This is a genomic window from Rectinema subterraneum, from assembly GCA_009768935.1.
In the GTDB taxonomy this organism is placed as follows: domain Bacteria; phylum Spirochaetota; class Spirochaetia; order Treponematales; family Rectinemataceae; genus Rectinema; species Rectinema subterraneum.
The window spans coordinates 42,966-54,946 of the sequence record WESA01000012.1 but is presented as its reverse complement, the minus strand read 5'-3'; the positions used below and the strand labels follow the sequence as shown (position 1 = coordinate 54,946).

Sequence of the window (11,981 nt, the reverse complement as noted above, 5' to 3'; positions counted from 1 at the left end):
TTTCCGACCAAACAGCATAATTAATTCCATAGCAATAACTTGCGTTCATTTTTGGCGTTTCAACTGCGGAAGAAGGGCTACCGTGTTTTAGCTCGGCAGGCAATATGTAGTGCTCCCAACCTTGTGCCAAGCGAACAGCGCGCACTACCAAGCCAGCACCTCTCTCTTCCTTGATCTTCCCTTCAGATGCGCGAGACCAGCGCATCCTTCTTTCTTCACTCCCGAAACCATTTTATGCAAGCGCATACTTCGGAATGTACTCAGCCTTTGTTTTCCCTGGCGTCTTCCAGCGCTTCTCCCAGGTCCGCCGCATCGTCTCGGAGAGTGTGCAGCGGCTCAAGAATGCCCGTATCCCACCAGTGAGCGCCTGCACAAAGTGCTGCACAAGCTGCACCGGAATCCCCGCTGCCTCAGCATGTGTACGAGGATGCGCTCCTTTATGTGCGCGAATACGAAAGGGCTTGAGGTAGTTGTGGCCAAGGAGGTACAAGCTGAGGCGCATCATGCCGTTTGCGACATTGCGGTTGAAACAGACTGTTTCCCGGTGGTGGTGCGCGAGGTCTTTGCGCAGCTCCCGGTCGATGTAGTTGGAAGAAAAAAGGGGATTGCTGAGCGTCCGGGGCAGCTTCGAGCTGATCGTCCAGTGGACGAGGCGAGTGTGTTCAGTCTGCGTGCGGAAGGCTGCAAGCCTATGGAGCACGCGCTGATAGTCGGGCTTTTCATCGGTGATGAGGACAAAGGGCCGGTAGGGAGCGGGTGGCTGCAGCTGCAGGGCGTGTACGAGGGTTTCGCGGAAGGAGCGGGCGAGTGCGCCGCGCTCTAAGGGGATACGACGGTAGAGCTCCCGCGCCTTTGCCTTCTGGGCAGCCGTCATGGTGCCCGACCTGCGGCGGCTGGCATGGCTGAAGTCGAGGATGAACTGGGAATGGGCAGTGATGGCGATGGGGATTTCGCTCGGGAAATACTGGGAAGTATCGAAGGAGACAAAGCCATCGATACAGATATCGTCATACCCAGCTCGGGATGCAAGGCAGATGCTGTGCAGGGCGATTGCCTGGCGGGTAAGCCGATCGATGCGATTGGACAGGAGGTTGAGGGAGACTGCGAGGTTGCGGCTCATGGCCCTTAAGCTTTCGCCGCTTACAAGGCGAGCAACGATATCGGGTAAAGCCACTGGCCGCTTCACATAGTAGGCTAACGAGAAGGTTTGGGAAGAGAAGGTCCTGTGGCAGGCGGAACACTGGTAGCGTTGGACGCGGCCAAATGCCTTGGTGGTATAGAAGCCCTTGGGCTTTGCCCAAGCGAAATCTGGTGCGTTACTGTGCCAGACACAGTGAGGATTCGGGCAGAAAGGGAAAGATTCCATCGGCATCTACCTCCATAGAGAGTGGTGAGTCTTCTCATAGAGGTAGACGCGAGAATGTGAATGCTTACTTCAACTCTGGCACAAGGTTGGGAGCACTAAAGAGGCACTTGCATGCGACCCCTTTTTATGCTGTATACTATACACACCCACAGGAGCCCCGATGAAAGACCTGACCTCGCGCCAGAAAGAAATTCTCAATTTCATCCACGAATATATTCAGACGAATAATTATCCCCCCACTGTTAGGGAAACCGCGCGAGCATTCTCAATTTCAGTCAAAGGCGCCTACGACCACCTCAAAGCCCTCGAAAAAAAAGGCCATATCAAAACATCGGAAAAGCGCTCCCGCTCAATCGAGCTTATTGCCCCGCCGCAGGGCGATGCCCCGGTCATTCAAATTCCACTTCTGGGCGAAATTGCAGCGGGGAGGCCCATTTTTGCCGACGAAAATTTTGAACGGACAATAGCCATTCCGGCAGACCTTGTCGCCAATCGCGTTCCACACTTTGCGGTCCGCGTAAAAGGCGACAGCATGATCGGCGCAGGCATTCTTTCCGGCGATATCGCCATTATCGAGCAATGCGAGACCGCGCAGAACGGCGACATCGTCGTTGCCCTGCTTGAAGAGAATGTGACGCTTAAACGCTTTTTTATAGAGAACAACCGCTACCGGCTCCAGGCCGAAAATCCGCGCTATGCACCTATCTATACGCAGGATTTGAGAATTCTTGGCAGGCTTCGCGGTATCTACAGGAGCTACTGAACTCATGGCAGAAGCGCTCATTCCCCCAGTGTGGATACTTGCCGGGCCGGAAATCGGGCTCAAGGAAGCCTTTGTCGCTGATATTATTGGCAAAGCGCGCAAACTCGGAGGCGACGAGCCGGAAGTACATCGCATCTATGCTGGTGACACCTTGCCTCTCGAAGCAATTTCGCTGTTGCAGAACAGCTCGCTTTTTTCGTCCTGGGTGATTGTCGAATTCCGCAATGCCGAGCAACTTAGCCAAAAAGCTGATATCGACGCGCTTGCGAGCTACTGTGGCGCGCCAGCTGAAAATACCGTGCTGCTCCTCGAAACCGATGGTTACTCCGTCCCCAAGGCAATCGAAAAAACTGTTCCGCCTTCCTGCCGGAAGACTTTTTTTGAGCTGTTCGAAAACGAGCTGGCTGGGTGGGTGCGCTGCGAGCTTTCCGGTGCTGCGCTCACCCTCGATGAGGAAGCCCTCGAGTCCTTGCTTGAGCTTGTGCCGCACGACACAGCTGCCCTCAAAGCTGCCTGCCTCATTCTGAGCGCGAGCTTTCCAAGCGGCACCAAGCTTGCTGCGCCAGATGTGGAAGCAGCTATTCTTCGCTCAAAGCCGGAGGATGCCTTTACCCTCTTCGACAGAATCGCACAGGGAGACCTTGCAGTCTCGCTCGAAGTGCTCAACAGCGTGCTCGATTCGCGCCGGGGCGATGCAAACCAGATTATCGCCGCTCTTGTGTGGAGTTTCCGCCGCCTCCAGCGGATTGGCGAAGCACTCGCCCGCGGTGAACGCTTCGAGGATGTATGCCTGCGCGAACAAGCCCGCTCGAAGACTATCCAACGACAGATTCGCGCCGCGCTCCAGCGCTATTCCCCTGCAGACTGCCGGCGCATTATTGTTGCGCTCTCCGAAACCGAAGGCGCCATCCGCGGCCCGCTTGGCAGCGTCTTCGACCGGCAATTGCTGCATCTTCTTATTACCTCTATAATCACCGAAAAAGGACAGGGACTTGCTGCCGCCGGATGGAGCGAGCAAGGCATCTATCCGCATCTTGTGCTTTAGGACATCGTATGCCGCAAACAATCAGAACAATTCAGCTCGGCGAACGACAGATCATACTCGTCGGCACCGCCCATATTTCAAAAGAAAGCATCGAAGAAGCAAAAGAGACCATCCGCCAGGAAGAGCCAGGACGTGTCTGCGTCGAAATCGACATGGGGCGCTACCAGGCTATCCAGCAGGACAGTCGCTGGGAACAGCTCGATATCATCAAAGTTCTCAAAGAAGGCAAGGGCTTTCTCCTCCTTGCAAACCTGGCGCTCGCAGGCTTTCAGAAGCGTCTTGGCGCAGACCTCGGCACAAAGCCCGGTGAGGAGATGATGGCAGCAATCGAGACAGCGCAGGAAATGGGGATTCCCTGGTCAGCAATCGACCGCGAAGTCCAACTCACCCTCAAGCGCGCATGGGCAAAATCCAACCTCTGGAACAAGTCAAAGCTTTTGGCAAGCCTTATCGAGTCCGCATTTTCGCGCGAAAAAGTGAGCGAGAGCGACCTCGAAAAGCTCAAAGAGAGCAACGAACTCGAGTCGATGATGAACGAACTCGCCGAATTTATGCCATCGGTCAAGGAAGTGCTCATCGACGAGCGCGACCGCTATCTGGCTACGAAAATATTTGAAACCACCGAACAGAAGGTAGTTGCCGTTGTCGGCGCCGGGCACATGAACGGTATCGAGCAGTGGCTCGGCAAGCTCCAGCGGGGAGAAGTCGCCGCTGATGTTTCCGATATCGAAGACATGCCGAAACCGGGCTGGTTTGCGAAATCGGCCGGCTGGCTCATACCGCTTTTGATTGTGGCGCTCATCGCAATCGGCTTTTTTCGTTCCGGCTCTCAGGCGAGCCTCGCGATGATCGAACGATGGATCTTGCTGAATGGCTCGCTGGCGGCGCTGGGATCACTCGTATGCATGGCGCATCCGGTGACGATTATAGCGTCATTCTTGCTAGCGCCGGTGGCGACCCTCAACCCGGTGCTCGCGATAGGGCTCTTCGCGGCGGTGATCGAGGCATATTTCCGTAAGCCGACCGTGCAGGATGCAGAAAATCTCGCCGATGATGTCACCAGCTTCAAGGGATTTTACAAAAACCGCATCACGCACATCTTACTTGTGTTTTTCCTGTCGAGCATCGGCGGGATGATCGGAAACTTTATCGCGCTGCCGATTCTGGCGTCGAGAGCGATCGGGTAGGTGGCGCGACTAGCTGCTGTCATGGAGCGCGCTTTGCAAGGGCGCCTGCGAGCGTAGGGCACCGCATTGACAGGCCGCGGCCCCGGCGCGGCTGCTCAGGCTGCCAAATTCAGCCGTCCCCCTCTCACCCCAGCGCAGCCTGCACCATCTCCGTCAGCGCCGGCATGAGCTGCTTCTTGCGCGACAGCACATCCTTCAGAATATAAATGCCCGGCTGCTGCATCGGATAGCTGAGATACGCATAGAATTCGCGATCCGCATCGATGTACAGTATACTCTCGAACTTGGTAATATCCGTCGCCATAAGCGCGGCGAGATACGCTCCCATCTCAGTACGGATGTGCGCAAGTCCCTGGAGCACTTCTTCCTGCCTGGCGAGTAGTTCCTGCGAGTTTGTCAGCTCGATCTGGCTCACTGTGAGCTTCTTGCCCTGCACCTCGTATTCCTTGCGGTCCATGCGTAAAAGCTGATCGATCGGCAGGCGGGCAGCAAGCGACGCCGAACCCATAATGTCCCGGCCCAGCTCCTCAATCGTCAGATCGGTGATTGATGCCAGATAATCAGCCATTTCGCGATCGGTGTCGGTTGTCGTCGCCGATTTGAACACCAAGGTATCGGAGAGAATCCCACAGAGCAGGATCGAGGCAATTGCGCGGTCGAGCGGCGTCCTCGATTCCCTATACATCGAAGTGATAATCGTACTCGTCGAGCCAACCACTCGGTTGATAAACGTAATGGGATATGGCGTCGAAAACGTCCCGATTCGGTGGTGATCGATCACTTCCTGAATATGATAGTTCTGGATTCCGTCCACAGCCTGCGAAAATTCATGATGATCCACAAGGATGAGCTCGATATTCGGCTCGCGGATAAGATCGCCTTCGGTGAGAAGCCCGACAACTTTTCCGCCATCATCGACGATAGGCACAGCCCGCGCCGGTGAGGCGGCAATGGCAAGCTTTGCGGTTTTCATGAAGTCGCGCGGCCCGATCGGCTTTATCGATGCATCGGCGACGCTGATAACCGGCGTCGAATAGAGCGCGAGTAAAGACGTCGATGAGGTGTCATACGAAGAAATGAGAATCGCAACGCCCTTGGCCTCGGCAAGCTTTGTGATGTCTTTTGAAGGGATAAAGCCGTTCGTAATGATGAGGGCACGTACCCCAGCCTCGATGGCGATGCGCATGACTTCTTCGCGGTCGCCAACCAGTACGACCTTGTTGTGGGCTGGCTCGGCGTGGATATAGTCCTGGAAGCGTTCGGCAGAGAGCGAGGCGACGACAATGCGCCCGTTGAACATGGCTTCGCAATCGGTGGGAACGAGCGGCTGGGCCTTGATGGTATCGATGAGGTGCCCGATTGAGGTAGGGATAACCGCTTTGCGGTGAGGATTGATTTTGGTGAGAATATTCTTTGCGAACGCATTGTAATAGAAAAGCCCCTTATAGGCGCCAATGGCATCGACAATGGGCATGACCTGGCGCGGTGATTGCTCGAGAAGCACCAGCGCTTCCCACAAAGGCGTATGCTCGCGGATCACAGGCGGCAGTTCGTCGATGTAGTATTCAGCTTTGGGAATCAAATCGGGGATGAATTCCGGCAGCGGCACACCAAAGCGCTGAAAAATATACTCGGTCTGGGGATTCACCGCGCCCGCGCGAGCTGCTTTGACCTGCGGTTGTCCCTGTGCGCGCTTGAGTGCCGCATATGCAGCGGCGGCCACAACCGAATCGGTATCGGGATTCTTGTGCCCGATGACATAGACCGTTTTTGACATACCATCTCCCTGCGTTTATGATTCAGCACAGAGCAAAAACCCTGATTGCCTGGATGTATTGCATGCTCGTGCCTCTGCAGCGCCCACTTCACGCACCAAAAATGAGCATGGAATGCTTCGGTACTGGCGCGCCATCTGAAAATTGCTCTCTGTCAGAAAGATTTATCATGCCATACACAGCTTTTTCCCTCGAAAAAAAGCGGTACACCTCGCGCACGCGCACACTGCTTCGTTCGACGCCGAATTTCTTGCTCTCGATGCGCTGATACCAGTCGAGGATCTGATTCGTGAATTCTGGTTCGCTGAGCTGACCGCTTTGCGGCGGTACGCGCCCGAAACCGGCTGGGTCATCCGAGCTCATAATCTGGGAACCGAACATGGCAGCGACCATTCCCACCAGGAATTTTTCGGTATCTTTGAGGCTTGTGCGCTCAGTGCGGCAGAAGATCACGTCTGGATCGCAGAGGAGAAGCGTTTTGTCGAGAATCGCGCGCCCGATGCTGTCCTGCATGTTGAGTTTCGCCGAAGGGCGCCCCTGATGGCCAATCAGCCTGAGCTGCGGCCATTCCCAGTGCTCGCGCGTATCCGCTCCTGAGCGCATGAGCGGCATGAATGGCGCCGTCGATTCGATGGGCGCACCACAGGAGAGGAAGGCGACGGGGCTTCCGTCAGCAGCGATCGAGAATTCAAGGATGCGCGCCATTATACGGGCGTAGTGCTCCCAGGCTCCGCCCTTTCTGCCGGCAAAGGCCCCGCGCATGAGCCCCGCATACAGAAAATCGAGCTTGAGGTAGCGGTAGCCCCACTCATTCACCACCATGTCGAAAAGACTTGCAAGATTGGCCTCGACTTCAGGCAGGGAAAGATCGAGGCACCACACATCGCCGCCCCAGTTCGGGTTCCATCCGGCGCGGACAGGAGCCCCGTCCCTGTCGCGAAGAATCCACTCGGGATGGGCTTTGGCGGTCTTCGAATCGGGCATGAGGAGAAACGGCGCCAGCCAGAGCCCGGGAATAAGGTTCTTGTCGCGAATACGGCAGGCGAGCGCAGCCATTCCCGAGGGGAATTTTTCCGGATGCGCTTCCCAGTCGCCGATCGCGAGTTCCCAGCCATCGTCGATCTGGAACACAGTGGGGCGCCCGCGGCGGATAAAATAATTATTTACTATATTGTTATTTGCGCCGATAGATGCGAGGTCAGCTCCGATAATACGCTCATCGATCGCGGTATAGTGGTTATACCAGCTCTCGTAGCCGCCGATAACACCCTGGAAAGGATGCGCAGGCTCTTCCGAGCCCTGCCCAGCCCTCGCCCCGGAGCTTGCGCCTCCACCTTCAAACCCCGCGCCCTTGGCGCTCTGCGCTTCCAAAGAAAGCCAGCGAAGGTCTTCAAAGCGCCCGTGTGCACCCCAGAGCCCGGCAATCTTGTCCTTGAGGGCGAAATAACCCGGAGCGATCAGAACTGCGACCCGCGCGACAATCTGGCCGCGCCTGAAGTTGCCGCCTTCGGCATACGCAAAAATTCTGATTTTGTTGCCCCGCAACAGAAAACTGATTGGCGGCAGGTACAAAGAAGCACCAAAAGTATCAACTAGCCGCGCGCCTGAGACTGCAGAATCACCTGCTTTTTCATCAGTAGCACTTCCAGAACTTGCCGTCCCGCTTGCTCGCCCTACGCCTGCTGCTCCGATAGCGCTCGTCCCCATATAGCGCGCCACATTGTCCGAGACGAGCGCCAAGCGCAAGTCTCCCGACCGCAGCCCGAGCATGAAGTGGGAAATGATGTCGTGCCGGTGCAAGAAGCGCCGCGCCCGCTGCCGCAGCGCCACCTCCGCCGGATGGTCCACGAAAACATTCAAAACCCGCTTGTAAAAGGCGCGGCGCGGCCTTTCCATCCTCGCAATTTCCCCCGCAAACGACCACGACTGCCAGCCGTTTATCCACACAAAGCGCGAGCGCGACCTCTCGAGCGCCACGGCCTTCTGCCCCGAGGCTTCTTCGGCTGCCCTGCACTCGTTCCCCAAAGCATGGCACAGCTCCCGTACCTCAAACTCACCAAGCTCCAGGAGCGGCTCATCGCACGAAAAATCCTCACGCGCGCGAAACAGGATCTTCAGCACATCGCCGGGTATTTTCTGAAATGTAGCCTCAATAGTCGGATTCATAGATGCAGGATTCTACCATAAAGACAGCCCGCGCGGGAGAGTGCGCGAACAGAACGGTTCGCAAGCTGGCGCTACAAGCGCTCGGGCTTTTCTGCTACAATGCTCCCATGGCCCACTGCATTGTCCCCGAAGCTGAAGCAATCCTCGACAAAGAATTCCCTGTACTCGACAAAGGCTTTGTGCGCCTGGTCGACTACCTTGGCGGAGACCAGCGCATTGTGCAAGCCGCCCGTGTTTCCTATGGCGAAGGCACCAAGAGCTATCGCGAAGATGCTGCGCTCATCGATTACCTTTTGCGCCACGAGCACACGAGCCCCTTCGAGCAAGTCGTGCTGACATTCCATATAAAGCTGCCGATTTTTGTCGCGCGCCAATGGATCCGCCACCGCACCGCCCGCGTGAACGAAATCTCAGGCCGCTACTCGATCATGAAAGATGAATTTTTTCTTCCTGAGCCCGAGGCGCTCGCGCCACAGAGCGAGGACAACAAACAGGGCCGCGCAGACATTCCCTTCGACCCTGAAACCGCCAACCGGATTCGGGCAATCCTGAAAGAAGGCGGCGAGCTCTCCTACCAGCAATACCAACGCCTCCTCGACCTTGGCCTCGCCCGGGAAATCGCGCGCATCGTACTGCCGCTTTCGCTCTACACAGAATGGTATTGGCAGATCGACCTGCATAACCTCTTCCGCTTCCTTATGCTCCGCCTCGATTCGCACGCCCAGCGCGAAATCCGCCAGTATGCGGAGGTGATTCTGGACATCACACGCAAGGTGGCGCCGGCCGCCACCGCAAGTTTCGAAAAGCATATTCTGCATGGAGTGCGCTTCTCCGGGCCCGAAATGGATGAACTTCGCCGGCGGCTCGGTCTGGGCCAGCACGACAGAGCGGACAGCGCGGAAAGCGCGCCTGGTACGAACCAGCCGCCGCAATTTTCAGAGCCGGCCGCCAACCAGCCTTCTAGCTCTTCGGTCTCCCTCCTCTCCAAAAAAGAACTCGAGCGCTTTGAGGAAAAACTGAAAAGCAGCCGCCAGCTATGACAGCACGCCCGTTTCAAAATGCATTACCTGCAGAGCCGCCAACTCTAGCCTGAGGGCTGCATTTTCAGAAAGCCCATGGCGGGCTCTGTCTGGTTCGCGCCAGCTCTTGCCCGCGCACGCGACATTTGCTACTGCTCATCCATCTGGGCATCGATCGAATCAACGACCGAAAGAAATGCTTCCACCACCTTTGGATCGAAATGTTTCCCGGCCTGCGTGCGGACGTAGATCAAAGCCTCATCCTTTGTATGGGCGCTGCGGTACGGCCGGTCGCTCGTCATCGCGTCGTAGACATCCGCAACAGCAAAAATCCGCGCCAGAAGCGGAATATCTTCGCCCTTAAGCTGCTGCGGATACCCTGTGCCATCCCAACGCTCGTGGTGGGAATAGGGAACGACTATTGCCCGTTCAAGATATTTGATTGGTTTTAGAAGCTCATTGGCGAATGACACATGCGTCTGCATGATTCGCTGTTCTTCTTTGCTGAGAGATCCGGGTTTGCGCAGAATGCTGTCAGGAATGCCTATTTTCCCTATATCATGCAAAAGGGCACCTCGGCGCAAATCTTCGAGCGATTGTGCATCGAGATGCATCGCTTTCCCAATGGCGAGCGCAATCTTTACAACTCTCGATGTATGCCTGAGTGTTTCGTCATCCCGCATGCCAATTGCCCGTGCCCAGCCTTCAAGCGTTTCGTCGTAGGCTTTGCGCAGCTCGCTTTGAGCACTGCGCTGCGCATCGATAAGCTGTATTCTTCTGATAATGATTCCTGCATATGAGCCGAACATCTCGACTAGTTCTATAAATTCTTGGCTAAACGAAACAGGAGCCTTCATCGCCAAGTGAAAGACACCGATGACCATTCCGCCTGCTTTGACTGGAACAGCGATGTTAGCCCTGCCCGCTGGAACGAATGCGCGACTTCGCGACAAAAGCAGAGGGTCATCTTCAAGATGTGGCGAAAGGCGCGTCCGCCCTGTGCTGAATACTGTCCCGGTAATTCCATCGCGCGCGGTAAATGGTTCTTTGGTAATCGTCTTAAGCCATCCTCGAGCTGCATGCGATTTCAGCACGTTCTGCTCAGCGTCATAGATGAGAAGTGCACCGGATTCCGCGCCTGTCGCTTTCATTGCCCTGTTGATGAGAATTCCATACAGCTCTTCAGGTTTTGCTTCTACTCCCACCTGCAGATTGATTTCATGCAAAATCTCCAGCCAGCGCACCCTTTCGCTCAGCACCTCAATAAGCCGCACTGAGCGGACAGCCATGCCAGTAAGCTCACCCAGCGAAGAAAGAAACGCAAGGTCAGATTCAGAGAATGCATAATCCGCGCTTTCGACCCCTATCGCTCCTTCAACCTTGCCTTCGATAGGGATTGGCGCATAGATGCCAAAGCGGATCCCTGGATCTGTTTCGATATAGCGAGGATCTGAGGGCAGATCGAGCGAACGGATTGGCTCGCCATGCTCGATGACATAGCCCGTCATGCCTTGCCCTGGCTTGCGGACAAGATCATTTATTTTTCTGATGTAAAGTCGCAATTCTTCTTCTGTCATGGCTCTCGCAGGACGGCAAGCAGTAGTCTCGAGAATATCCGCGGTGCGAGACTTGAATCGTATGACAGCAGGGCGCCAGCCCTTTTCTTTTTGTAATATGTCCAGCACAGCGTTCGCAATATCCTGAAGATTGTCAATTTTGCCGATCTGAAGTGTGGCCTGATGAAGTATGCCGAGATCGGAGGTTCTCTGTACATTTTCTTGCCTGAGAAAAAATGTCTTTATAGAGCTTAAAACCGCGAGAGAAAAAGCCTTAAGCCGCTCTTTATCTTCATCAAGGCGAATGGGGATTCCGCCCTTTTTAAATGTCCAGAAAAAGCATCCAAAAGCTCTTCCATCCATGACAAATGGCTGCAGCACAGCCTTCCCCTCATTTTCAACGCTGGAAGGAATATCAATTATAGCCGTTAGCGCCGAATCATCATCCCACGGCTGGGAATAGTCAGAAGCGGTATCCATGAGCCATTTTTCAAAACCAGCAGGAAGCGGTGAAAATGTATAGACAGTGGGTTGCATATATTTCTGCATGGTTCTGCTCGCAAAAGGCAAGTGTTTCGCCATCGAAAAGAAAGATACATACCCAGCATACGCGCTTTCTGGATATAAGCACTGCATTGCCTGCTGCAAATGTCGCATTGCACCTTTTATATCCAGAGGGTTCTGTTCTTCAGTAGTGATATTCATCATCTCGGAAAACGCCTCAAGAAGCCGCTCCCGCCGCTTAACTGAAGTGATATCTATTAACAGGACTTCTACATATAGACTTTCTCCCGACAGTATCCCAGTAGCAGCGCTCAACACATCCACGAGAAAACCGTCGAGGCGCCTAATACGCATCTCAACGGGTGCAAGAACCTGCCCACCGCTCTTCAGCTGCTCTCGCCTCAGCTTGATAATCGGATGAAAATCGGGATGAATGAAATCTTCCATAAAGCGTTTGCCGATAAAATCATTTTTATCGGCACCGCCAAGTATTTTGATTGCCGTCTCATTTATATCAGCAATCACGCCATCCACATGCACGACAAAACCTGCTGCAGATGAGGCAAATATTCTTTGCCACTGGTCGTACGCATCGCTCAT

Annotated in this window: 9 protein-coding genes; 4 read left to right on the top strand and 5 right to left on the bottom strand. The window is 55.0% G+C overall.

The window, feature by feature from the left end; translation table 11 throughout:
- Both GAP13_RS13065 and GAP13_RS05020 read right to left on the bottom strand, forming a co-directional pair.
- The coding region (locus GAP13_RS13065; RefSeq protein ID WP_222126151.1) for a hypothetical protein at positions 1-205 on the bottom strand (205 nt) is incomplete at its 3' end.
- Positions 206-232: 27 nt separating this feature from the next.
- Positions 233-1,366, bottom strand: coding sequence for a hypothetical protein (locus GAP13_RS05020; protein ID WP_158906822.1), 1,134 nt, complete (start codon positions 1,364-1,366; stop codon positions 233-235).
- A 160-nt stretch (positions 1,367-1,526) separates the two neighbouring features.
- Here GAP13_RS05020 and lexA point away from each other — a divergent pair, with 160 nt between their 5' ends.
- From lexA to GAP13_RS05005, 3 genes are read left to right on the top strand one after another with little or no spacing between them, the layout of a single operon-like run.
- Entirely contained in the window at positions 1,527-2,129 is a 603-nt protein-coding gene (gene lexA, locus GAP13_RS05015) for a transcriptional repressor LexA (RefSeq protein ID WP_158906820.1), read from the top strand.
- A 4-nt stretch (positions 2,130-2,133) separates the two neighbouring features.
- The gene (holA, locus tag GAP13_RS05010) at positions 2,134-3,174 is read left to right on the top strand and encodes a DNA polymerase III subunit delta (protein ID WP_158906818.1); all 1,041 of its coding nucleotides are present in this window, start codon (positions 2,134-2,136) and stop codon (positions 3,172-3,174) included.
- An 8-nt stretch (positions 3,175-3,182) separates the two neighbouring features.
- Positions 3,183-4,361, top strand: coding sequence for a TraB/GumN family protein (locus GAP13_RS05005; protein WP_158906816.1), 1,179 nt, complete (start codon positions 3,183-3,185; stop codon positions 4,359-4,361).
- 124 nt (positions 4,362-4,485) lie between these two features.
- Here the strand turns inward: GAP13_RS05005 and GAP13_RS05000 are convergent, their stop codons facing one another.
- Both GAP13_RS05000 and GAP13_RS04995 read right to left on the bottom strand, forming a co-directional pair.
- On the bottom strand, positions 4,486-6,138 hold the full coding sequence (locus GAP13_RS05000; RefSeq protein WP_158906814.1) for a putative manganese-dependent inorganic diphosphatase: 1,653 nt from the start codon (positions 6,136-6,138) through the stop codon (positions 4,486-4,488).
- 88 nt (positions 6,139-6,226) lie between these two features.
- Positions 6,227-8,302 carry a glycoside hydrolase family 36 protein gene (locus GAP13_RS04995; protein ID WP_158906812.1) on the bottom strand — a complete coding sequence of 692 codons (2,076 nt, stop codon included), beginning with the start codon at positions 8,300-8,302 and terminating at the stop codon, positions 6,227-6,229.
- A gap of 107 nt (positions 8,303-8,409) precedes the next feature.
- Here GAP13_RS04995 and thyX point away from each other — a divergent pair, with 107 nt between their 5' ends.
- The gene (thyX, locus tag GAP13_RS04990; protein WP_158906828.1) at positions 8,410-9,342 is read left to right on the top strand and encodes an FAD-dependent thymidylate synthase; all 933 of its coding nucleotides are present in this window, start codon (positions 8,410-8,412) and stop codon (positions 9,340-9,342) included.
- Between the two features lie 128 nt (positions 9,343-9,470).
- On the opposite strand, the gene GAP13_RS04985 is transcribed toward thyX, so the two are convergent.
- Entirely contained in the window at positions 9,471-11,981 is a 2,511-nt protein-coding gene (locus GAP13_RS04985; RefSeq protein ID WP_158906810.1) for an HD domain-containing phosphohydrolase, read from the bottom strand.